We start from the raw sequence: 21107 nt of genomic DNA, 5'->3' as shown, positions 1-21107 counted from the left end.
TCCCTGGGCCGGAGTCGATCACTCGCGCGGTACGCCCACCGTACTCAGACTGCACGGACGTGCGCGACCCGTTGACCGTTCACGGGCTGTGTGCTATCCGGCGTCGTCGGTGCCGGAGTCGTCGTCCGCGTCGCCGGGCACCACCGCACGGGACCACGCCGAGTCGTCCGCCGTGCTCGTGTCCGACGGCTCCGGGGTGAGCACGAGACCGGAGCCCGAGGTGGCGGCGGCGTAGAGGTCCTCGAGCCAGCTGCGGTTGATCCGGGGCACCCGGCTGCCGGAGAACTTGAAGTGCAGGCTCACGTTCGGGTGCATCCAGATGGTGCTGCGCCCGTTGCCGTGGACGGCGTCGTCCTTCCACGAGAACGCGAACCGGTGCTCCCGCCGGAGCATGTTCACGATGACGATCTGCAGGTGTGTGAGCGCTCGGTCGTCGATCCGGAGGTCGAGCGGCTCTCCGTCGTAGATGAGCTGACCCATGCGTCCTTGTACACCGCGGGGGTTGTGCGGCGGGCAGGACCGTCGTAACGTACAACCAAATGGTTGCACGAACCGAACTGAGCGATGCCGAGGTCGACCGGGTCTTCCACGCCCTGGCCGATGCGACCAGACGCGACATCGTCCGTCGCACCCTGGTCGGCGAGGCGTCCGTGAGCGCGCTCGCGGACGCCTACGCGATGTCGTTCGCCGCCGTCCAGAAGCACGTCGCCGTCCTCGAAGGAGCAGGACTCGTGACCAAGGAACCCCGGGGCCGCACCCGCATCGTGCGCGCCGAGCCGGGACAGATCGATCGCGTCCGCGGGCTGCTCGACGGCTACGCGGACCTCTGGCGCGGCCGGATCGACCGGCTCGACGCACTGCTGGGAGCAGACCGCGCGCCGCGCGGCGACGACCGAACGCAAGGGAGCCACTGATGCCGACCACGTCCGTCCACACCGACCCCGAGGAGCTCACCATGACCCTCGTGGCCGAGTTCCCCGTCCCCGTCGAACGCCTCTGGGCAGCGTTCGCGGATCCCCGGCAGCTCGAACGCTTCTGGGGTCCGCCCGGGTTCCCCGCCACGTTCACGTCGTTCGACCTCCGTCCCGGCGGCGTCGCCCACTACCGGATGACCTCGCCCGAGAACGAACGGTTCCACGCACTCTGGCAGGTGTCCGAGGTCGACGAACCCCGCCGGATCGCCTTCCGCGACCTGTTCTCCGACGCCGAGGGCACCGTCGACGACTCGCTGCCCGCGAGCGAGACCGTGCTGTCGTTCGACACCGTCGGCAGCGGGTCACGGGTGACGGTGCTGACGTCGTTCGCGTCCGCCGCCGACCTCGACGCCATGCTCGAGATGGGCATGCTCGACGGCTACGAGCAGGCGTTCGGGCAGCTCGACACGGTGCTGGCCGACCTCCGCGAGTACGCCCTCGGCCGGGGCACGGTCACCGAGATCGTGGACGACACCCACGTGGCCATCACCCGCGCGTTCGCGGCGCCGAGGCACCTGCTCTGGCGTGCGCACACGGAGCCGGAGCTGATGCGCCGCTGGCTGCTCGGCCCGGACGGGTGGGAGATGACGGTGTGCGAGAACGACCTGGTCGTCGGGGGCTCGTTCCGGCAGGCCTGGGCGCCCGTCGGGGACACCGAGGGCGAGGCGTTCGGGTTCGAGGGCGAGAACCTCGTCATCGAGCCGGAACGCCGCATGGTCACGACCGAACGGATGACCGGTGCGCCGTTCCCGGCCAACGTCAACGACCTGCAGTTCGACGAGGCCGACGGCGTCACGCTCATGACGCTCCGCATCACCTACCCCGACCGGGAGCAGCGGGACATGATCCTCGCGACCGGCATGACGGACGGCATGGAGACCAGCTACCAGCGTCTGGAACGCGAGGTCCCGTCCGTCAGCCGGTCGAGTCAGGGACGCGTCGCCTCGTAGCGGCGCGCGCCGCCGCGCACCCCGGCGAAGCGGTACGGCGCAGCCGTGACCCGCGGACGCTCGACGTCCTCGCTCGTCGCGGTGCCCGCGGCGTGCAGCTCCCGGTAGGCGTCGACCGAGAGCGGCACCCGGGCGGCGAGGAGCTCGCGGACCCGACCCACACGGCGGTGCTCGCGGTACGCCGGCTGCACGATGCCGGTGATGAGTTCCCCGACGCTGCCGGACCCGTAGCTGAACAGGCCGATGCGCTCCCCGGCGAGGTCATCGTCGAGGTCGAGCAGTGCGGCCAGCCCGATCCAGAGCGACGCCGTGTAGGTGTTGCCGGTCTGCTTGTTGTACGTGAACCCGAGTGCGAGCTCGGACTCGTCGAAGGGCACCCCGACGTGCTGCGTGAGCTTCCGGTGCGCCTTGAGCGCCATCTTCGTGAACGGCTGGTGGTGGACGAAGCGCACGATGTCCTCGTACGCCGGTCCGCCCTGCCCCGCGAGGTCGTCCCACGCCCCGACGAACGCGTCGACGTAGGCGCTCACGGACAGGCGGCCGTCGACGAGTGCGGTGGAGCGGTCGTTCGGCCGCCAGAAGTCGTCGACGTCGGCGGTGAAGACACCCGCGGCCGGCTCGATCTCGATGAGGTCGGGGTCGGCGGCGATCAGGATCGCGGCGGCGCCGGCACCCTGCGTCGGCTCGGCGGCGGTGTCGACGTCGTAGCGCGCGACGTCGGCGGCGATGACGAGCACGCGCTCCCGCGGAGCACGCGCGACGATGCCGAGGGCGAGCTGGACGGCAGCGGTCCCGCCGTAGCAGGCCTGCTTCAGCTCGACGACACGGACGTTCTGCGGCAGCCCGAGCAGGCCGTGCACGAACACCCCGGCGGCCTTCGACTGGTCCACGCCGGACTCGGTGGCGAAGAGCACCGTGCGGATGCCGTCGGCACCGTGGCGGTCGATGATCTCCTTCGCGGCGGCGGCGCCCATCGTGACGATGTCCTCGTCGGGAGCGGGCACGCTGAACGCGTCCTGTCCGATACCGACGTGGTACTTCGCCGGGTCCACCCCGAGGCGCTCGGCGAGGTCGTCGAGCTCGAGCACGTGGTGCCCGGTCGCGACGGCGAGGTCGTGGATGCCGATGCGGGTCACGCTGCACCTCCGGCGGGCTTCGCGCCGCGACGTTCCATCGCGACGTGGGCGGCCATCAGCTCGCCCGGGTTGGTCTGCGCGGCGAGCAGGGAGAGCTCCCCGCACAGGACGGTCGCGGCGCAGAGGGCGGCGAGCCGGCGTGCGTTGGCACCGGGCTCGCGGTCCTCGCGGCAGCCGAGGCGCACGAGGGCGTCCTCGACGACGGGCAGGTCCCCGCCCTTGCCGTTGCCGACCGTGCCGACGATGAGGTGCGGGAGCGAGGTGGCGAAGTACAGGTCGCCGTCGCGGTCCTCGGCGCTCGTGATGCCCTGGGACCCCTCGACGATGTTCGCCGCGTCCTGCCCGGTGGCCAGGTAGAAGCCGAGGAGCATGTTCGCGTAGTGGGCGTTCGCGGAGCGGATGGCCCCGGCGATGGTCGACCCGACGAGGTTCTTCGCGACGTTGAGCTCGGCGATGCGTGCCGCGCTCGACCGGAGCCGCTTCTCGACGACCTCGCCCGGGATGACGATCTCGGCGACGGTGTTCCGGCCGCGTCCGCGGATGCCGTTCACCGCGGTGGCCTTCTTGTCGGTGCAGAAGTTGCCCGAGACGCTGACGTACCGCAGGCCCGGCTCCCACGCGAGGATCGTCGGCAGGAGCTTGTCCGCCGCCTGCGTGACCATGTTGTGCCCGGAGGCGTCGCCGGTGGTGAACGCGAAGCGCAGGAACAGCAGGTCCCCGACGATCTCCGGGTGCACCTCGATGAGCTTCGCGAAGCGGCTCTGGCCGGCGACGATCTGCTCGAGCTCGTCCTGCCGGGCGAGGATGCGCCCGGTCGCGAGGTGTGCCGCGGCCGCGCTGTCGGCACGGACGACGACCGAACGGGTCATGCGCTCGTCGACGACGGTCGCGACGATGCCGCCCTCGACCATGCGCGAGATGCGGGCACCGCGGCCGACGGACGGCCAGAGCGGCGACTCGTACGTGGCGAGCGGCACCTCGTGCTCGCCCTCCACCGCGTTGCCGCTGATGCGGATCGGCCCCACCCACTTCGTGGGGATCGGGGTCAGCAGGTCAGTCATCGACGCTCCCTTCGGGCGCTTGCACCGCGACGCTGAGGTGTCTGATGTCGTGCGCCTCCCAGGCGCGGTGGATGCCGGCGAGGTCGATGTCCGCCGGGACGAGCGCGATGCCGCAGTCGCCGCCGCCGGCACCGGACGGCTTGGCCGCCCCGCCCGCCGCTTCGACGACGTCGCACAGGGTCGCGAGTCGCTCGGTCTCGATCTGCGAGCCGACCGACGTGCCGAGGCGCTGGAGCAGCCCCCGGGCGCGTCGGAGTGCCCCGAGGGTGCGCTCGGCGTCGCCGGTCTGCAGGCCGACGGTGAGGTCGTCGACGCAGGTGCGACTCTCGTCGAGGAACGCCTGGTAGCCGCCGTTGCGGTGCCGACGGACGACACCGACGAGCTTCGTGGTCGAGGCCGGCGAACCGGTCCAGCCGACGAGCAGCTCGAGGTTCTCGGGGGCGGGCAGCCGCTGGACGTCGAAGCCCTCCCACGCGTCCGCGTCGCCGAGGATCTCGGTCACGGTGCGGGTGTCGAGCTGCGCCGCGAGCCGTTCGCGGTCCGGTGCGCTGTAGCGGAGCCAGCCGCCGAAGGTGCTCGCGGCGAGGTCCCCGCCGGATGCGCGCGGGTTCACCCGGATCGTGGCGAGCAGGGCGACCTGGAAGCGCTTCCGCTGCGAGAGCCCGAGTCCGTAGAAGCGGTCGAGGGCCCCCACCGTGGCGACGGTCACCGCCGCGGAGGACCCGAGCCCGAACTTCCGGCCGCTCGCGTCGTCGAGCTGGCTGTGGATGCGGAGGTCGTGGAACCGCGGAGCGATGCCCTGCTCGGCGCGGAGCTTCTCGACGAGGTCGATCGTCGCCATCACGTAGTCGTACGGGTGGTGCTCGGTGTCGAGTGCGATGCCGTCCTCGGCGCGGGTCCAGGTGAGCGGGAGGTGTCCGTACTCCTCGGAGTGCACGCTGCCGGCGCCGTGGCCCTCGCGCACGCGCGCGGTGATGGCGCGGTCGAGGGCGATGATGACGGACGGCTGGCCCGGCTCGACGACGGCGTACTCGCCCGCGACGAACAGCTTGCCGTGGGCACGGAACTCGATCACTCGGCGGACTCCTCTGGTCGGACGACACCCGGTGCGGGTGCCTCCGGGTCCTGCGTCGCAGGGACTTCGGAGCCGAGCAGGCGCGCGCCTGGTCCGGAACCGGACTCGATCACGTCGCCGAAGCCCGCGAGCGCGGACGCGACGGCGCCCCGGTCCTCGGGCTTCGTGAGCACGACGACGTTCGGGCCGGCGTCCGCGGTGGCGTACGCCTCGACCCCGGCGGCACGGAGTTCGGCCACGGCGTCGAACACGGCGACGCTGCGGGCGTTGAGGTAGCGGATGGGTGGGAAGGCGCCCTCGATCGTGGCGTGCATGCGGAGGGCGTTGCTCTCGGTCAGCTCGCCGATGCGGGTGAAGTCCCCCGCGGCGCAGGCGGTGAGCATGTCCCCGACGGTCTCGGTGGTCGAGGTGACCCAGGCGGGGTAGAACGGCGACGTCGCGATGGTGCGCCGCATCGCCTCGCGCGAGCCGATCGCCTTCGGGCCGGCGTCGATCGTCACGACGACCATGGCCATCGGCGGCGCGGGGATCGGCTCGGCGTAGGAGCCCTCGTCGTCGCCGGCGTGCCACACCGCCACGCCACCGGGGATCGACCGGGTGGCCGAACCGGAGCCGCGTCGGGCGAGCCGGGACAGGTCGCGCGCGGAGAGGTCGAGACCGTACGCCGCCGCGGCCGCGGTCGCGAGCGCCGCGAACCCCGAGGCGCTCGAGGCCAGTCCGGCTCCGGTCGGCACGGTGTTCTCGGACACCACCGACGCCCGCGCCGAGGACCCGGCGAGCTCGCGCACGAGGTCGAGGAACTGCGTGACCCGCACGAGCGCCCCGTCGGTCGAGACCGAGCCGTTGAGGGTGAGGGTGTCGTCCGCCGTGTCCCCGACGGTCACCGACGTCGTCGTCGGGAACACGTCGAGTCCCATCGAGACGCTGCCGGTCGCCGGCAGGGCGAGGGAGGCGTCCGCCTTGCCCCAGTACTTGACGAGGGCGATGTTGGGGTGCGCGACGGCGGTGGCGGTCATCAGGCGCGGTCTCCGATCGTGGTGGTCCAGGTGGCTGCGGCACCCGCGCCGCGCAGTGCGGCCGCGATGCGGTCCGCGTGGTCGACGTCCGTGGCGAGCGCGATGACGCACCCGCCGCGGCCCCCGCCCGTGAGCTTCGCGCCGAGGGCGTCGGCCGCACGTGCGGCGCCGACGAGCCGGTCCAGGTCGTCGCTCGACACGTCGAGGTCGCTGAGCAGCTCGTGCGCGGCGTCCATCGTGGCACCGAGCGCCTGTGCGTCGCCGTCCACGAGCGTCGCCCGCGCGCGTCGGGCGAGTGCGCCGATCCGGTCGATCACGGCGCCGGTGCCGTCCGGGTCGGCGTCGTGACGGGCGCGGACGGCGGAGACCGCCTCGCGCGTGTGACCGGGGACCCCGGTGTCGGCGACCACGAAGGCGAACCGGGCGCCGAGCTCGACCGGCTCGATGCGGCCGCCCTCGAACCAGACCGGTGCGTCGGCGACGACCCCGCGGGCGTCGAGTCCCGACGGGCGGCCGTGGGCGACCCGCTCGCACTCCTGGATGAGTCCGTGGTGCGCCTCGGCGTCGAGCGTCTCGCCGAGTGCGTCCGCGACCGCCGCGGTCACCGCCGCTGCCACCGCCGCGCTCGATCCCATGCCGCGAGCGGTGGGGACCTCGCTGTCGACGCGCACGTGGAAGCGGCGGTCCGTCACGCCGAAGTGCCGCAGCGTGGCGGTGACCGCGGTGACGGTCGGCATCACGGCGGCGGGTGCGAGGTCGAGCGGGCCGGTGTGCACGGTCGACTCGAGGTGGTGCCCCTCGGCGTCGTCGATCGGCGTGACCGTCGCGACCACCACGGCGTCGATGACCGGCAGGACGAGCGCGGGTGCGCCGTAGACCACGGCGTGCTCCCCGATCAGGATCGTCTTGCCGTGGGACGACGCCCTACCGGTGCGGCGGGTGGGGCCGGCTCCAGTGGTCGCTGAGTTGTCGAGGTCGTTGGTGGTCATCGTGGGTCACGTCAGCCTAACCGTCCCGGCCATGCACGCGCTCGACGGTGTCCGTACCCCGCCCGTGAGCGCGCTCCACGAGGTCGCCGTTCCGGGCGTACGGTGATAGTCAGCATGCTGACTACCCGAGGAGCCGCCCCGTGAGCACCCACCACACCCCCGACCGCCGACGCTGGGCCGGACTCGTCGTCATCAGCATCGCCGTCTCGCTCATCATCGTCGACTCGACCATCGTGAACGTCGCGATCCCGAGCATCGTGGCCGACCTCGACATCGGTTCCACCCTGGTGCAGTGGGTGCAGGAGAGCTACACCCTGGTCTTCGCGGCGCTCCTGCTCGTGTTCGGCTCGCTCGCCGACCGCTTCGGCCGGCGGCGCCTGCTGATCATCGGCGTCACGGTGTTCGCGCTCGCCTCGGTCCTCGCCGCACTGGCCCCGACGGGCGACCTGCTCGTGCTCGCCCGCATCGTGCAGGGCGTCGGCGGCGCGATGGTGCTGCCGACGACCCTCTCGCTCGTGAACGCCACCTTCACCGGCCGCGAGCGCGGGATCGCCTTCGCCGTCTGGGGCTCCACCATCGGCGGCATGGTCGCGGTGGGCCCGCTCCTCGGCGGCTGGCTGACGACGGACTTCTCGTGGCGGTGGGCGTTCGGCATCAACGTGCCGCTCGGCATCGCGATCGTCGTCGGCGCGTCCCTGACCGTCCGCGAGTCCCGCGACACCGTGCACGCCGGCCGGATCGACGTCGTCGGCGCCGTCCTCAGCGTCGTGACGAGCGCCTCGCTCGTGTTCGGCCTGATCGAGGGACGCACGTACGGCTGGTGGTCGAACGCCACCCGGCTGACGGTCGGCGACTGGACCTGGCCCGGACCGCTCTCCCCGATCCCGTACGCGTTCGCGCTCTGCGTCGTCGCGGGCGTGGCGTTCGTCCTCTGGACGAGGCGGCGGCAGCGCGCGGGCCGCTCCACGCTCATCGCGCTCGACCTCTTCACGATCGGGTCGTTCCGGAACGGGTCGATCGCAGCACTCATCGTGTCGCTCGGCGAGTTCGGCATCATCCTGTCCCTGCCGATCTGGCTGCAGAACGTGCTCGGGTACTCGGCGCTGCAGACCGGGTTCGTCCTGCTCGCCCTGGCCATCGGGTCGTTCGTCGCGAGCGGGTTCGCGGCGACGGCCGGCCAGCGGATCGGCGCGCTGCGGATCGTCCGGATCGGCATCGCCGCGGAGATCGTCGGCGTCGCGGCGATCGGCTTCGTCGTGACCGCGTCGACGCCGTGGTGGGCGATCGTGCCGTGCCTGTTCGTCTACGGGTTCGGTGTCGGGCTCGCGACCGCGCAGCTCACGAGCGTCGTGCTGCGGGACGTCCCGGTCGAGCGCAGCGGCGAGGCCTCGGGCGCCCAGAGCACCGCCCGGCAGATCGGGTCGGCGCTCGGTATCGCGGTGCTCGGGACGGTGCTGTTCACGTCGACCGGCACGCTGCTGCAGCACCGGCTCGAGGACGCCGGGTCCTCGAGCGCGGCCGCGTCGCAGATCGCCGACGCCGTGGTCGCGTCCTCCGGCGGGTCGATCGCGGCACTCACCGAACAGAGTCCGACGGCAGGAGCCGCTGCGGCCGAGGCGTTCAGTGACGGCACGCGCGCGGCCGCCTGGTCGGCCGCGGGCTTCCTGGTGCTCGGCCTCGCGGCGACCCTGCGCCTGCGCAGCCGCCCGGAGGACACCGAGGACGCCGGACCGGACGCCGCCCCGGCGACCGCCGACGCGACCGACTGACGGACGGGAGGCGCGGGTCGGCCCCGCCCCGCGCCTCCCGTCCGCCCCACCGGGCCCCGCGCCGGGGAGACGCTCTCGTCCGCGCAGGTCGTGGGCATCGGCGTCGTCCTCGCCGCGGTGGGGACGGCGGTGACCATGGGCGGTCGACCGGGGCGTGACCGAGACAGATCGGCAACAGGTGTCCCCGATACGGTTGTGCACAACTGAGTTGCGTGCAATGCTTGTGGCATGCCCGTGACCGACGAGATGGTGTGCTTCTCCCTCTACGCGGCGAGCCGTGCGACCACGCAGGCGTACCGGACCCTGCTGGAACCGTGGGGGCTCACCTACCCGCAGTACCTCGTCCTCGTGACGCTGTGGATCGAGGGCGACCAGACCGTCTCCGGTCTCGGCGACCACCTGCAGCTCGACTCCGGCACCCTCTCACCGCTCCTGCGCCGCATGGAGCAGTCGGACCTCGTCCGTCGCGAACGTCGCAGCACCGACGAGCGGGTCGTCACGATCACGCTCGGCGACCGCGGCCGCTCGATCCGCGGCGAACTGGCACACATCCCGTCGACGATCGCCGCCGGGATGGGCCTGCCCGACGAGCACGCCGCGACGGAACTCATCGCGACGCTGCACCGGCTGACCGAGACCATGCACGCCGCTGCGACGCCGAACCGCGCCGCCGCGGACCACTGACCCCACGAAGGAAGGAACACCATGGAAGCCCTCTACACCGCCGAGGCCCTCTCCACCGGCGCCGGCCGCGACGGCCGCGTCGCCACCAGCGACGGCTCGTTCGCGCTCGACCTCGCGATCCCGAAGGAGATGGGTGGCTCGGGCGCCGGCACCAACCCCGAGCAGCTCTTCGCCGCCGGGTACGCCGCGTGCTTCCACTCGGCACTGCAGGGTGTCGCCCGCAGCCAGAAGGTGAAGATCGCCGACTCCTCCGTCGGTGGCCGCGTGCAGATCGGCCCGAACGGCGAGGGCGGCTACCAGCTGGCCGTGCTGCTCGAGGTCGTCCTGCCCGGGCTCGAGCACGACCAGGCACAGGCCCTCGCGGACGCCGCGCACCAGGTCTGCCCGTACTCGAACGCGACCCGCGGCAACATCGACGTCACCATCACCGTCTCGGAGGACTAGTCCATGAGCACCACCCCCACCACCATGCGCGCCGTCGTCCACGAGACCTTCGCCGAGCCGGCCGAGGTCCTCGGCGTGCAGGAGCGCCCGGTCCCCACCCCCGGCGCCGGCGAGGTCCTCGTCCGCACGGTCCTCTCCCCCATCCACAACCACGACCTCTGGACCGTCCGCGGCACGTACGGCTTCAAGCCCGAACTGCCGGCGGCCTCCGGCACCGAGGCGCTCGGCGTGGTCGAGGCCCTCGGCGAGGGCGTCACGAACCTGCAGGTCGGCCAGCGCGTCGCCGGCGGGGCGTTCGGCGTCTGGGCCGAGTACTACACCGCGAACGCCGCCGGGCTCGTCCCGGTGCCCGACGCGATGCCCGACGAGGCCGCGGCACAGCTCGTCTCGATGCCGTTCAGCGCGATCAGCCTGCTGCACTCGCTCGACCTGCACGAGGGTGACTGGCTGATCCAGAACGCCGCGAACGGTGCGGTCGGCCGCATGGTCGCCCAGCTCGGCGCCGCGCGTGGCATCAACGTGATCGGGCTCGTCCGCCGCGCCGCCGGCGTCGAGGAGCTCCGCGAGCAGGGCATCGAGCGCATCGTCGCCACCGATGCGGACGACTGGAAGGACCAGGTCGCTGCGATCACCGGCGGTGCGCCGATCGTCGCGGGCGTCGAGTCCGTCGGCGGCAAGGCCGCCGGCGACATCGCGAGCGTGCTCGGCGAGAACGCCACCCTCGTCGTGTTCGGCGCGATGGCCTCCCCCACGCTCGAGATCCCGTCCGGCAAGGTCATCTTCGGCCAGCTCACGGTGAAAGGCTTCTGGGGCAGCGTCGTCAGCAAGACGATGCCGGCCGAGACGAAGGGGCAGCTCTTCGGCGAGCTCATCACCCGCGTGCTCGACGGTTCACTGACGCTCCCCGTCGCGGAGACGTTCGCCTTCGAGGACGTCCGCGACGCGGTCCGTGCCTCGGACACCGCCGGCCGCGTCGGCAAGGTGCTCCTGCGCCCGTAGACGCGACAGCGCAACGGACTGGAGGCGCGGTGCCAGCTGGCACCGCGCCTCCAGTCCGTTGTGTCGGTCTGTCTACCGCCGTGCCTGCTTCGCGGGGACCGTGAAGATGTTGCCGGTGGTGACGCCCTCCTCGACCTCTTCGAGGGTGCGGCCGCGGCTCTCCGGGACGAACTTCCAGATGAAGAGCAGGGCGAGCACGCCGACGATCGCGAATCCGAAGAAGGTCCCGGTGATGCCGGTCGCGGCGACGATGGTCGGGAAGTACAGCCCGAGGAACGCGTTCGCGATCCAGAGGCAGAACACCGCGATGCCCATGCCGAGCGCACGGATCTGCGTCGGGAAGATCTCGGACAGGATCACCCACGTGGCGATGTTGAGGAACGTCTGCATCGAACCCACGAACGCGACGACGAGGAACAGGATGACCCACGGGCGGGCCGGGTTCCCCTCGACGAGCGTCATCGACGCGATGCCGATGAGGAAGTGGCAGACAGTCGTCAGCGAGTAGCCCAGGATGAGCGTCGTGCGCCGGTTGATCTTCTCCATGTTGTAGATCGCGATCACGCCACCGATGACGGCGATGATACCGGGGGCGATGTTCGCGATGAGTGCCGCCGACTGCTGGAAGCCGGACTCGATGAGCACGGTCTGGCCGTAGTACATGATCGAGTTGATGCCGGTGAGCTGCTGGGCGACACCGATGCCGGCGCCGATGAGCACGATGCGGATCAGCCACTTGTTGCCGAGCAGGGTGCGCCAGCCGCTCTGCTGCTGGACCTTCGACTCGAACTCGTTCGACCGCTTGATGTCCTCGAGCTCGGCCTCGGCGCGTTCCTTCGAGCGGATCTGCCCGAGGACCTCGAGCGCCTCGTCGTTGCGGCCCTTCGACGCGAGCCAGCGCGGCGACTCGGGGACGCGCAGCATGCCGACGAACAGTGCGATGGCGGGGAGCGCGCAGACGGCGAGCATGACGCGCCAGACGCCGTTGCCCTCACCCCAGAGGTTGCCGATGATCGCGTTCACGACGAAGGCGGCCAGCTGCCCGATGACGATCATGAGCTCGTTGCGGCCGGAGAGCGACCCGCGGATCTCGTAGGGGGCGAGTTCGGCGAGGAACACCGGGACGACCGTGGACGCACCGCCGACCGCCAGACCGAGCAGGACACGACCGACGACCATCACGCCGAACACCGGCGCGAAGACGCAGATCAGCGTGCCGACGAAGAACGTGACCGCGAGCAGGATGATCGTCTTGCGGCGACCCCAGCCATCCGCGATCCGACCGCCGAGCATGGCACCGATCGCGGCACCGAAGAGGAGCGAGCTCGTGACGACGCCCTCGGTGAGGTTCGTCAGGCCGAGCTCCTGCTTCATCGGCAGGAGCGCGCCGTTGATCACGCCGGTGTCGTAGCCGAAGAGCAGACCGCCGAAGGTGGCGACGAGCGCGAGGACGCCGAGGCGGCGGACGTGCGGGCCCTGTCCGACGGGCGGGAGCGGGACGCTCGGGGCTGTCGGTTTGATGTCGACCATGCGGGTGACTCCTTCGTCAGTGATCAGGCTGCATCGCTTGGAAGGATCGTAACCCGAATCCATGTCCTGTCAATCCGTCATGAAGACAACATGACGATTGGATCGCTCCACGAAAGTCCTGGTCAGCGATCATTCGTCGTCGTCGGCCGGCTCGTCCAGCACGTCCCCCAACGACGCCATGTCCGCACCGTGGTCCGTGTAGCGCCGGACCGTCCGTCGCGCCGCGGCGCTCGCGGCACCCGAGAGTCGTGGGTTCTTCCGTGCGGCGTCGGCGACGCGTCCGGCGTGCCCCGCGGTCGACAGCAGGATGTTCGCCAGGGCCCGCGCGTCGCCCGGTTCCGGCACACCCGTGACCGTCCACGCCGTGCGGACCTGTTCGTCGGGCGTGACCCCGCGCCGCGTGCCCATCCGGTGCCAGTCCGAGAGCGAGCCCTCGGTCCGGGAGGCGGCACGGTCGGCCTCTCCCGCCCGCCGACGGTCGGCGTCACGCGCGGCGTCGTCCGCGGCTTCGCTCCGCTCGATCCGGTCGACGAGCCCGTCCGCCCGCTTCCGGACGAGTTCGGCCCGTTCGCGTGCGGCGGCGTCGTCACCGCCGGCTTCGGCGATGCGGGCGGCGTGCGCGGCAGCCGCCGCGGCGAGGATCTCCGAACGCTCCATGCTCCGACGGTAACCCGTGCGGCCGACACCGCCGCACACGAACCGCGCGAACGGGTTCCGGATAGCCTCCAGCCAGCAGCGGCACCTCGTGCGCTCCCGCACGGTCAGCCGACGACCACGAACGGAAGTGGACGACCATGGCAGGACTCGACGACCTCCTCGGGGCGATCCCGATCGGCGACATCGCGAAGAAGCTCGGCATCGACGAGGCGACCGCGAGGAACGCCGTCAGCCAGGCGGTCCCGGCGCTCGTCGGCGGGCTGCAGAAGAACGTGGAGAACGGTGGTGCGGCCTCGCTCGACAAGGCCCTCGACAAGCACGCCGCGAAGCCGGACCCCAGCACGATCGACGACGTCGACGAGGAGGACGGCAACAAGATCGTCGCCAACGTCTTCGGCGGCAAGCAGCAGGACGTGGCGGCGGCGCTCGGCAGCACCGGCGGCGGCGTGGACCTCGGCGGGATCATCGGCAAGGTGCTCCCGCTCGTCGCGCCGATCGTGCTGAGCAAGCTCGGGAACCAGAAGGCGGCGACGCAGTCGGGCGGTGGCGGGTTCGACATCGGCGGGCTGCTCGGGGGCTTCCTCGGCGGCGGCTCCGGTGCGGCCGGAGGGGCGGGCGGCGGCAAGGGTGGCGGCGGCCTCGACGTCGGCGGCATCCTCGGCAGCCTGGGCGGCCTGCTCGGCGGCGGCAAGAAGTAGCGCGCGGCAGCGACGGCCGCCGGCCGCAGGGCGACCAGCGGACGGACGGGAGGCGCGGTGCCAGCCGGCACCGCGCCTCCAGTCGGTCAGGTGCGTGCGTTACTCGCCGCGCAGCTCCAGGTACTTGGCGATGAGCGCCTTCGTCGAGGAGTCCTGCGCGTCCAGCGCAGCCTGGTCACCGTCGACCGCCGGGGCGATTTGCAGCGCCAGCTGCTTGCCGAGCTCGACGCCCCACTGGTCGAACGAGTCGATGCCCCAGATGGTGCCCTCGGTGAACACGATGTGCTCGTACAGCGCGATGAGCTGGCCGAGGACGCTCGGGGTGAGCTCCGGCGCGAGGATCGACGTCGACGGCTTGTTGCCCGTGAACGTGCGGGCGGAGACGATTGCCTCGTCCGTGGTGCCCTCGGCGCGGACCTCGTCCGCGGTCTTGCCGAACGCGAGCGCCTTCGTCTGCGCGAAGAAGTTCGCGAGGAACAGCGCGTGCACGTCCTGCCCGGGCTGTACGGCCTTGCCGTCGCCGGTCTCGTCCTTGAGCGGACGAGCGGGCTTCGCGACCGTGATGAAGTCCGTCGGGATGAGTCGCGTGCCCTGGTGGATGAGCTGGTAGAACGCGTGCTGGCCGTTCGTGCCCGGCTCGCCCCAGAAGACCTCGCCGGTCTCGGTGGTGACGGGCGAGCCGTCCCAGCGGACGCGCTTGCCGTTCGACTCCATGGTGAGCTGCTGCAGGTACGCGGCGAAGCGGTGCAGGTACTGCGTGTACGGCAGGACCGCGTGGCTCTGCGCGCCGAGGAAGTTCGAGTACCAGACGTTGAGCAGGCCCATCAGGACGGGGACGTTCTGCTCGAGCGGCGTCGTGCGGACGTGCTCGTCGATGGCGTGGAAGCCCGCGAGGAACTGCTCCCAGTTCTCCGGGCCGATCGCGATGACGACGCTCGTGCCGATGGCGGAGTCGACCGAGTAGCGGCCGCCCACCCAGTCCCAGAAGCCGAAGGCGTTCTCCGGGTCGATGCCGAACGCGGCGACCTTGTCGAGCGCGGTCGAGACGGCCACGAAGTGCTTCGCGACGGCGTTCGACTTCTCGTCGTCGGAGGCGTCGGTGAGGCCGAGCCGCTCCCAGAGCCACTGCCGCGCGAGGCGGGCGTTCGTGAGGGTCTCGAGCGTGCCGAAGGTCTTCGACGCGACGATGAAGAGCGTGGTCTCGGGGTCGAGGTCCGCGGTCTTCTCGTAGATGTCCGCGGGGTCGATGTTCGAGACGAAGCGCGCCTCGAGCCCGGGCTGCACGTACGGCTTCAGGGCTTCGTAGACCATGACCGGGCCGAGGTCCGAGCCACCGATGCCGATGTTCACGACGGTCTCGATGCGCTTGCCGGTGACACCGGTCCAGGACCCGTCGCGGACCTTCGTGGCGAAGGCGTAGACCTTGTCGAGCGTGGCGTGCACGTCGGCGTCGACGTCCTGGCCGTCCACGACGAGCGCCGGCGAGGCACCCTTCGGGCGGCGGAGGGCGGTGTGCAGGACGGCGCGGTCCTCGGTGGCGTTGATGTGCTCACCGGCGAGCATCGCCTGGAAGCGCTCGGCGACGCCGGTGTCCTTCGCGACCTGCAGCAGGTCCTGGAGGATCTCGTCGGTGACGAGGCCCTTCGACAGGTCCACGGTCAGGTCGGCGGCCTGGAACGTGTAGCGCTCGGCACGACCGGGGTCGGTGTCGAACCACCCTCGCAGGTCCGGGGTGAAGCCGTCGGCGATGCCGGCGAGCTTCTTCCAGCCGTCGGTCGATGTGGGGTCGACGGGAGCGGATTCGGTCACTTGGGTCCTCCTGGGATCACCTTCAAGACGTACAAGCCCGCGGGTCACCGCAGCGCTGCGTCGCGGACCGTCTTCGAGCGTAGCGCCGTCCGACGGGTGGCGCGCACCGCCGGACGGGAGGCACGGGGTGCGTTCGCTGCGCGCGTCACCCGGGCAGCGGGGCGAGCGCGTCCGCGACGGCTCCGGTCGGTGCGGCGCGCCAAGCGCGTCCGGCCCACAGGTGGAGCCGCTCGGCGGCGCGAGTCGTACACGAGGGCCCGGCGGCTCCGAGGATTCCTGACAGCTGCACCATGCCCCCCATCCTGCCCGAACCGCATCGGCGAAATACCGGCGATGTCGTCCACCCGGTCCAGCCGTGCAATCGTGGCCGGATGCCGGGGAGTGACATGGAGCTGCACGCCTGGATCGATGAGAGTGCCCGCATCGCGAACGCCGAACCCCCCGCGTACTTCCTCGGCGGCGTCGTCGCCGCTCCTGGAGCGAGCGAAGCACACCGTGACGCCCTGCGGCCACTCCAGAACACACGCCGGAAGTTGCACTGGCGGGACATCGACGGACCACACCGGCGGCGCGTGGTCTCCGTCATCAGGGGGTTCGACGTCCAGCACGTGGTGGTGGTCGGGACGCCGATGGACCCGAAGCGACAGGAACGAGCCCGCGCGCTGTGTCTCGAGCGGCTGGCGTGGGAGCTCTGCGAACGGCACCACGTGATCCACACGACGCTGGAGGCACGCACACCCTCGTTGATGCAACGTGACCGCCGCACCATCGATGCGCTGCGCGGTCGTGGCGGCCTGCCGAGGGGCATGCGCGTCGACCACGGCAATCCACTCGACGAACCCATGCTGTGGATCGCCGACCAGATCGTCGGCGCGGTGGGCGACGCGCACACCGGGGACGACCGATGGCTGCAGGCACTCGCGAACGCGGTCGAACTCATCCGCATCGAGCTCTGAACAGCGCGAAAGCCGGGTCCCGTCAAAGGGCGGGGATCCCGGCTTCTACTTCCACATCCCCCAGCGGGGGCGGGCAGGTTCATGGTACACCGCGCCGCGGGCCCCGCGCGGGACCCGCGGCGCGGTGGTCAGGGCAGCGGGGTGAAGCGGCGCAGGCGCAGGCTGTTCGTCACGACGAACACCGAGGAGAACGCCATCGCGGCACCGGCGAGCACCGGGTTGAGCAGCCCCGCCATCGCGAGCGGGATCGCCGCCACGTTGTACGCGAACGCCCAGAACAGGTTCCCCTTGATCGTGCGCAGGGTGGCTCGGGACAGCCGGATCGCCTCGGCCACGACCGTCAGGCGGCCGCTGACCACCGTGATGTCGCTCGCTGCGATCGCCGCGTCCGTGCCGGCCCCCATCGCGATGCCGAGGTCGGCAGCGGCCAGGGCTGCGGCGTCGTTCACGCCGTCGCCGACCATCGCCACGCTGCGTCCCTCGGCCTGCAGGCGACGGACGGTCTCGAGCTTCGAGGCCGGGGTGGCGCGGGCGTGCACCTCGTCGATGCCGACCGCGGCGGCGACGGCTCGGGCAGCGCCCTCGTTGTCGCCGGTGAGCAGCACCGGGTGCAGGCCGAGCTCCACGAAGCGCCGGACGGCGTCCGCTGCCTCGGGCTTGACCGTGTCCGCGACGACGACCACGCCGAGCGCGCGTCCGTCCGACGCGACGACGACCGCCGTGCCGCCGTCCGCCTCGGCGGCCCGGACCGTCTGCGACACGGCGTCGGGCACCGTGATCGCCCAGGACGCCTCGAGCCACGCGACGGTCCCGACGAGCACGACCTCGCCGTCGACGACCGCCTGGACGCCAGCGCCGGGCGTCGCGGTGAACTGCGTCGCACCGGCGACGTCGAGTCCGCGGGCCCGTGCGGCCGTGACGATCGCGCGCGCGACCGGGTGCTCGGAGCCGTCCTCGACCGCGGCGGCGAGCCGGAGGACGGCCGCGTCGTCGGTGTCCTGCGTGCCGGTGACCGAGCGGAGGGCCATCGACCCGGTGGTGACCGTGCCGGTCTTGTCGAGGACGATCGTGTCGACGCCGCGGGTCTGTTCGAGGACCTGCGGACCGCCGATGAGGATCCCGAGCTGCGATCCCCGGCCGGTCCCGACGAGCAACGCGGTCGGGGTCGCGAGTCCGAGCGCGCAGGGGCAGGCGATGATGAGCGTGGCGACCGCCGCGGTGAAGGCCGCCGTCAGGGAGCCGCCCAGGACGAGCCACCCGACGAAGGCCAGCACCGCGAGCCCGATGACGATCGGGACGAAGACGCCGGACACCCGGTCGGCGAGGCGCTGGACCTCGGCCTTCCCGGTCTGCGCGTCCTCGATGAGACGGCCCATGCGGGCGAGTTCGGTGTCGGCTCCGACCCGGGTGATCGTGACGACGAGCCGCCCGCCGACGTTGATCGTGGCGCCGGTGACGTCGTCGCCCGGACGGACCTCGACCGGCACGGACTCGCCGGTGAGCATGCTGAGGTCGACGGCCGACGAACCCTCGCGCACGGTGCCGTCGCTCGGGATCCGCTCCCCCGGCCGCACGACGACCACGTCGCCGACGACGAGCGAGGCGGCGGGCACGCGGGACTCCGTCTCGCCGCGGAGCACCGTCGCGTCCTTCGCCCCGAGTTCGAGCAGGGCGCGGAGCGCGGCCCCGGACTGCTGCTTCGCGCGGGCCTCCATGTACCGCCCGGCCAGGATGAACACGGTCACGGCGGACGCGACCTCGAGGTACAGGTCACTCGCCTCGGGGTCGGTGGCGAACCACGAGAAGGTCATGTGCATGCCGGGCATCCCGGCGTCACCGAGGAACAGCGCGTACAGCGACCACCCGAACGCCGCGAGGACGCCGACGCTCACGAGGGTGTCCATCGTCGCGGCACCGTGCCGGGCGTTCACCCACGCAGCGCGGTGGAAGGGCAGGGCGCCCCAGACGGCCACGGGGGCGGCGAGTGCGAGGGCCAGCCACTGCCAGTTCGGGAACTGCAGCACGGGCACCATCGACAGGACGACGACGGGGACGGCGAGGACGGCCGAGACGACCAGGCGCTGGCGGAGCGCCGCGGACGCATCGTCCTCGCGCGGAGTGCCGGAGTCGTCCGGTGCGGGCGGAGCGGGCACGGACGCCCCGTACCCCGCCGACTCCACGGCCGCGATGAGCGCGCCGGTGTCCGAGCTGCCGGAGACCGTGGCCTTCTCGGTCGCGTAGTTCACGGTCGCCGTGACGCCGGGGAGCTTGCCGAGCTTCCGTTCGATGCGGTTCGCGCACGAGGCGCACGTCATCCCCGTGATGTCGAGTTCGACCGCGCCGTCCGTCACGACCGCACGACCTCGTAGCCGGCCTCGGTGACCGCGGCGCGGAGCGCATCGGACGCCACCGGGGCGTCGGACGTCACCGTGACCTCGGACGCACCGCCGGGGACGAGTCGCACCCGGACGTCGGACACGCCGTCGAGCTCGGTGAGCTCCTCGGTGACGCTCATCACGCAGTGGTCGCAGGTCATGCCCTCGACGAGCAGCAGTTCGGTGTTCATGGTGGTTCCCTTCAGGAGCGGACGAGTCGGGCGATGGCCTCGCTGGCTTCGCGGACCTTGGCGTCGGCGGCCTCGCCGCCCTCGGCGACGGCCTCGGCGACGCAGTGCTTGAGGTGGTCCTCGAGCAGCGACAGGGCGACACGCTCGAGCGCCCGGTTCGCTGCGGAGATCTGGGTGAGGACGTCGATGCAGTACGTCTCGTCCTCGACCATGCGGGCGATGCCGCGGACCTGGCCCTCGGCTCGGCGGAGTCGCTTGAGCAGGTCGTCCTTGTCGCCGATGTAGCCGACGTGTTCGTGCATGCTGGCCTCCGTCATGGTCAATACGGTACCCCCCTAGGGTATTCCCTGACGCCGAACGCGCAACCATGGCAGGATGCGCCCATGACCGAGGCGGCGACGAACGGCTTCCGCAGGCTGCTGTTCGCGGACGCCGACGGCTCGGACTACTCCGACATCTTCGAGGCCGAGTACCACGGCTCGGACTTCGCCTCCGACACGTTCGCGACCGAGGACGCCCGCTACGAGTACACGGTCGTGGGCGACGACGACCTGACGCTCCGCACGATGCGCGCCGAGGGCGGGAAGCGCGGTGGCGTCATCGGCCCGCGGGACGACCACGTCGTGTTCTGGCTCACCAGGGGCCAGCTCGAGATGCACTTCGCGGACCGCTCGCGCGTGGTGGAGCCCGGGAGCCCGTACATCGCCTCGGCGTCCGAGGCCTACCGCTTCGAGTCCACGGGCACGGTCTACAACGGCGTGCACATCGCCGACCGGTTCCTCCGAACGGTCGGGCGGGACCTCGGCTTCGCGCTCCCCGACGGCCCGCTCCTGTTCGAGCAGCAGGACGAGGCCGTCGCGCGCCAGGAACCGCTCCGCCACCTCGTCCGCGAGATCGGCCCGATGCTCGTCGACGACCGCGTGCTCGGACCGATGCGGACGGCCCTCAACCGGCGGCTCGCCGTCGTCGTCCTCGACACCTTCCCGATCCGGAACCGCGGATCGGACGTCCCGGTGGCGAACCGTCTGCGGGACGCGGTGCGGTTCATCGAGGAGCACGCCGCCGAACGCCCCTCGGTCCCTGAGATCGCCGCCGCGTGCGGGCTCAGCCAGCGGGGGCTGCAGGACGTCTTCGCGCGAACGCTCGACTCGACCCCGCACCGGTTCCTCCGCGACCACCGGCTCGACCGCGTCCGACGCGAGCTCCTGCACTCGGACGGCGACGAGAGCGTCACCGAGATCGCCCGACGCTGGGGCTTCACGAACCACGGCCGCCTCGCCGGCGCGTACCGCGACCGGTACGGCGAGGACCCAGCCACGACGCTCCGCTCGTCGCGCGCCGCCAAGCCGGGCCGCGCCTCCTGGCGGCTCCGCCGAGCCGTCGAGTTCATCGAGTCGCACCCCGACGAACCGGTGACACTGCAGGCGATCGCGGACGCGGCGGGCGTGCGTCCGCGCCGGCTCCAGCAGCTCTTCCTGGAGGAACGGGGCGAGTCCCCGATGGCGGCCGTGCGGTCGATCCGTGGTGCTGCAGGACGCAACCAGACGGACGGAATCAGCGCAGTCCGCTGAACGTCCCACCAGCCGGGGTACGGAAACACCGGCATCCGGCGGTGTCTCTGAAAAGTTCCTGAATCCGATCACCTCCGTGTGACGAACGTCTGGTGAGCCCCGTCTCATCCGTGAACAGCAACCGCTGGGAACGCCCGGCGGGTCAACGGAAGGAACGAACATGGCTGACACCACGACCACCACGACTGCTTCGGCTGCGACGGCTTCGGGGGTCGCTCGGAAC

The 21107-nt window shown here is 71.6% G+C and carries 21 protein-coding genes; 9 read left to right on the top strand and 12 right to left on the bottom strand.

Features of this window, described 5'->3' with window-relative positions; translation table 11 throughout:
- Nucleotides 1–93 precede the first annotated feature (93 nt).
- On the bottom strand, nt 94–480 hold the full coding sequence (locus JSX79_RS14280; protein ID WP_070418059.1) for an ATP-dependent DNA ligase: 387 nt from the start codon (nt 478–480) through the stop codon (nt 94–96).
- A gap of 59 nt (nt 481–539) precedes the next feature.
- On the opposite strand from JSX79_RS14280, the gene JSX79_RS14275 reads away from it, so the two are divergent.
- Both JSX79_RS14275 and JSX79_RS14270 read left to right on the top strand, forming a co-directional pair.
- Complete coding sequence (locus JSX79_RS14275; protein WP_070418058.1) at nt 540–914, top strand: helix-turn-helix transcriptional regulator; 375 nt, start codon at nt 540–542, stop codon at nt 912–914.
- Nucleotides 914–1924, top strand: a complete 1011-nt coding sequence (locus JSX79_RS14270; RefSeq protein ID WP_229086764.1) for an SRPBCC family protein — start codon at nt 914–916, stop codon at nt 1922–1924. The genes JSX79_RS14275 and JSX79_RS14270 overlap by 1 nt, the downstream gene beginning before the upstream one ends.
- Here JSX79_RS14270 and JSX79_RS14265 read toward each other — a convergent pair.
- From JSX79_RS14265 to mvk, 5 genes are read right to left on the bottom strand one after another with little or no spacing between them, the layout of a single operon-like run.
- Complete coding sequence (locus tag JSX79_RS14265) at nt 1903–3060, bottom strand: hydroxymethylglutaryl-CoA synthase (RefSeq protein WP_229086763.1); 1158 nt, start codon at nt 3058–3060, stop codon at nt 1903–1905. The two genes, JSX79_RS14270 and JSX79_RS14265, sit on opposite strands and share 22 nt — an antisense overlap.
- Nucleotides 3057–4121 (bottom strand): hydroxymethylglutaryl-CoA reductase, encoded by a 1065-nt coding sequence (locus tag JSX79_RS14260; protein ID WP_229086762.1) that lies wholly within the window; start codon nt 4119–4121, stop codon nt 3057–3059. Before JSX79_RS14260 ends, JSX79_RS14265 begins: the two co-directional genes overlap by 4 nt.
- Complete coding sequence (locus JSX79_RS14255) at nt 4114–5196, bottom strand: phosphomevalonate kinase (RefSeq protein ID WP_229086761.1); 1083 nt, start codon at nt 5194–5196, stop codon at nt 4114–4116. The genes JSX79_RS14260 and JSX79_RS14255 overlap by 8 nt, the downstream gene beginning before the upstream one ends.
- A complete protein-coding gene (gene mvaD / locus JSX79_RS14250) occupies nt 5193–6212 on the bottom strand; it encodes a diphosphomevalonate decarboxylase (RefSeq protein ID WP_229086760.1) in 1020 nt (339 codons plus the stop codon). Before mvaD ends, JSX79_RS14255 begins: the two co-directional genes overlap by 4 nt.
- Nucleotides 6212–7201 carry a mevalonate kinase gene (mvk, locus tag JSX79_RS14245; RefSeq protein ID WP_083413974.1) on the bottom strand — a complete coding sequence of 330 codons (990 nt, stop codon included), beginning with the start codon at nt 7199–7201 and terminating at the stop codon, nt 6212–6214. Before mvk ends, mvaD begins: the two co-directional genes overlap by 1 nt.
- A gap of 140 nt (nt 7202–7341) precedes the next feature.
- Here mvk and JSX79_RS14240 point away from each other — a divergent pair, with 140 nt between their 5' ends.
- From JSX79_RS14240 to JSX79_RS14225, 4 genes are all read left to right on the top strand, one after another.
- On the top strand, nt 7342–8970 hold the full coding sequence (locus JSX79_RS14240; protein WP_229086759.1) for a DHA2 family efflux MFS transporter permease subunit: 1629 nt from the start codon (nt 7342–7344) through the stop codon (nt 8968–8970).
- A gap of 228 nt (nt 8971–9198) precedes the next feature.
- A complete protein-coding gene (locus JSX79_RS14235) occupies nt 9199–9654 on the top strand; it encodes a MarR family winged helix-turn-helix transcriptional regulator (protein WP_175473692.1) in 456 nt (151 codons plus the stop codon).
- Nucleotides 9655–9675: 21 nt separating this feature from the next.
- Nucleotides 9676–10098, top strand: coding sequence for an organic hydroperoxide resistance protein (locus tag JSX79_RS14230; RefSeq protein WP_022905450.1), 423 nt, complete (start codon nt 9676–9678; stop codon nt 10096–10098).
- 24 nt (nt 10099–10122) lie between these two features.
- Entirely contained in the window at nt 10123–11097 is a 975-nt protein-coding gene (locus JSX79_RS14225) for a zinc-binding dehydrogenase (RefSeq protein ID WP_071302910.1), read from the top strand.
- Between the two features lie 72 nt (nt 11098–11169).
- Here JSX79_RS14225 and JSX79_RS14220 read toward each other — a convergent pair whose 3' ends face one another.
- Both JSX79_RS14220 and JSX79_RS14215 read right to left on the bottom strand, forming a co-directional pair.
- Nucleotides 11170–12627 carry a sugar porter family MFS transporter gene (locus tag JSX79_RS14220; protein WP_070418050.1) on the bottom strand — a complete coding sequence of 486 codons (1458 nt, stop codon included), beginning with the start codon at nt 12625–12627 and terminating at the stop codon, nt 11170–11172.
- A 129-nt stretch (nt 12628–12756) separates the two neighbouring features.
- Complete coding sequence (locus tag JSX79_RS14215; protein WP_070418049.1) at nt 12757–13284, bottom strand: hypothetical protein; 528 nt, start codon at nt 13282–13284, stop codon at nt 12757–12759.
- A gap of 137 nt (nt 13285–13421) precedes the next feature.
- On the opposite strand from JSX79_RS14215, the gene JSX79_RS14210 reads away from it, so the two are divergent.
- Nucleotides 13422–13982 (top strand): DUF937 domain-containing protein, encoded by a 561-nt coding sequence (locus JSX79_RS14210; RefSeq protein ID WP_071302874.1) that lies wholly within the window; start codon nt 13422–13424, stop codon nt 13980–13982.
- 99 nt (nt 13983–14081) lie between these two features.
- Here the strand turns inward: JSX79_RS14210 and pgi are convergent, their stop codons facing one another.
- A complete protein-coding gene (gene pgi, locus JSX79_RS14205; RefSeq protein WP_229086758.1) occupies nt 14082–15791 on the bottom strand; it encodes a glucose-6-phosphate isomerase in 1710 nt (569 codons plus the stop codon).
- A 290-nt stretch (nt 15792–16081) separates the two neighbouring features.
- Here pgi and JSX79_RS14200 point away from each other — a divergent pair, with 290 nt between their 5' ends.
- Complete coding sequence (locus JSX79_RS14200; protein ID WP_229086757.1) at nt 16082–16747, top strand: hypothetical protein; 666 nt, start codon at nt 16082–16084, stop codon at nt 16745–16747.
- A 128-nt stretch (nt 16748–16875) separates the two neighbouring features.
- Here the strand turns inward: JSX79_RS14200 and JSX79_RS14195 are convergent, their stop codons facing one another.
- From JSX79_RS14195 to JSX79_RS14185, 3 genes are read right to left on the bottom strand one after another with little or no spacing between them, the layout of a single operon-like run.
- Nucleotides 16876–19098, bottom strand: a complete 2223-nt coding sequence (locus JSX79_RS14195) for a cation-translocating P-type ATPase (protein ID WP_229086756.1) — start codon at nt 19096–19098, stop codon at nt 16876–16878.
- Nucleotides 19095–19313 carry a heavy-metal-associated domain-containing protein gene (locus tag JSX79_RS14190; protein ID WP_229086755.1) on the bottom strand — a complete coding sequence of 73 codons (219 nt, stop codon included), beginning with the start codon at nt 19311–19313 and terminating at the stop codon, nt 19095–19097. Before JSX79_RS14190 ends, JSX79_RS14195 begins: the two co-directional genes overlap by 4 nt.
- 11 nt (nt 19314–19324) lie before the next feature.
- Nucleotides 19325–19630: a metal-sensitive transcriptional regulator gene (locus JSX79_RS14185; protein WP_139199276.1), complete on the bottom strand. Its 306-nt coding sequence runs from the start codon at nt 19628–19630 to the stop codon at nt 19325–19327.
- Nucleotides 19631–19696: 66 nt separating this feature from the next.
- Here JSX79_RS14185 and JSX79_RS14180 point away from each other — a divergent pair, with 66 nt between their 5' ends.
- Complete coding sequence (locus JSX79_RS14180; protein ID WP_229086754.1) at nt 19697–20884, top strand: AraC family transcriptional regulator; 1188 nt, start codon at nt 19697–19699, stop codon at nt 20882–20884.
- Nucleotides 20885–21107: the final 223 nt, after the last annotated feature.

Source organism: Curtobacterium sp. GD1 (assembly GCF_020882855.1).
Taxonomy (GTDB): Bacteria; Actinomycetota; Actinomycetes; order Actinomycetales; family Microbacteriaceae; genus Curtobacterium.
This window is presented reverse-complemented; position numbering and strand designations above follow the sequence as displayed.

Excerpts from the sequence above, each read along its gene's own strand:
- JSX79_RS14280 (WP_070418059.1), bottom strand. The coding sequence starts at position 480 with ATGGGTCAGCTCATCTACGACGGAGAGCCGCTCGACCTCCGGATCGAC.
- JSX79_RS14275 (WP_070418058.1), top strand. The coding sequence starts at position 540 with ATGGTTGCACGAACCGAACTGAGCGATGCCGAGGTCGACCGGGTCTTC.
- JSX79_RS14270 (WP_229086764.1), top strand. The coding sequence starts at position 914 with ATGCCGACCACGTCCGTCCACACCGACCCCGAGGAGCTCACCATGACC.
- JSX79_RS14260 (WP_229086762.1), bottom strand. The coding sequence starts at position 4,121 with ATGACTGACCTGCTGACCCCGATCCCCACGAAGTGGGTGGGGCCGATC.
- mvaD (WP_229086760.1), bottom strand. The coding sequence starts at position 6,212 with ATGACCGCCACCGCCGTCGCGCACCCCAACATCGCCCTCGTCAAGTAC.
- mvk (WP_083413974.1), bottom strand. The coding sequence starts at position 7,201 with ATGACCACCAACGACCTCGACAACTCAGCGACCACTGGAGCCGGCCCC.
- JSX79_RS14235 (WP_175473692.1), top strand. The coding sequence starts at position 9,199 with ATGCCCGTGACCGACGAGATGGTGTGCTTCTCCCTCTACGCGGCGAGC.
- JSX79_RS14230 (WP_022905450.1), top strand. The coding sequence starts at position 9,676 with ATGGAAGCCCTCTACACCGCCGAGGCCCTCTCCACCGGCGCCGGCCGC.
- JSX79_RS14225 (WP_071302910.1), top strand. The coding sequence starts at position 10,123 with ATGCGCGCCGTCGTCCACGAGACCTTCGCCGAGCCGGCCGAGGTCCTC.
- JSX79_RS14220 (WP_070418050.1), bottom strand. The coding sequence starts at position 12,627 with ATGGTCGACATCAAACCGACAGCCCCGAGCGTCCCGCTCCCGCCCGTC.
- JSX79_RS14215 (WP_070418049.1), bottom strand. The coding sequence starts at position 13,284 with ATGGAGCGTTCGGAGATCCTCGCCGCGGCGGCTGCCGCGCACGCCGCC.
- JSX79_RS14210 (WP_071302874.1), top strand. The coding sequence starts at position 13,422 with ATGGCAGGACTCGACGACCTCCTCGGGGCGATCCCGATCGGCGACATC.
- JSX79_RS14200 (WP_229086757.1), top strand. The coding sequence starts at position 16,082 with ATGCCCCCCATCCTGCCCGAACCGCATCGGCGAAATACCGGCGATGTC.
- JSX79_RS14190 (WP_229086755.1), bottom strand. The coding sequence starts at position 19,313 with ATGAACACCGAACTGCTGCTCGTCGAGGGCATGACCTGCGACCACTGC.
- JSX79_RS14185 (WP_139199276.1), bottom strand. The coding sequence starts at position 19,630 with ATGACGGAGGCCAGCATGCACGAACACGTCGGCTACATCGGCGACAAG.
- JSX79_RS14180 (WP_229086754.1), top strand. The coding sequence starts at position 19,697 with ATGACCGAGGCGGCGACGAACGGCTTCCGCAGGCTGCTGTTCGCGGAC.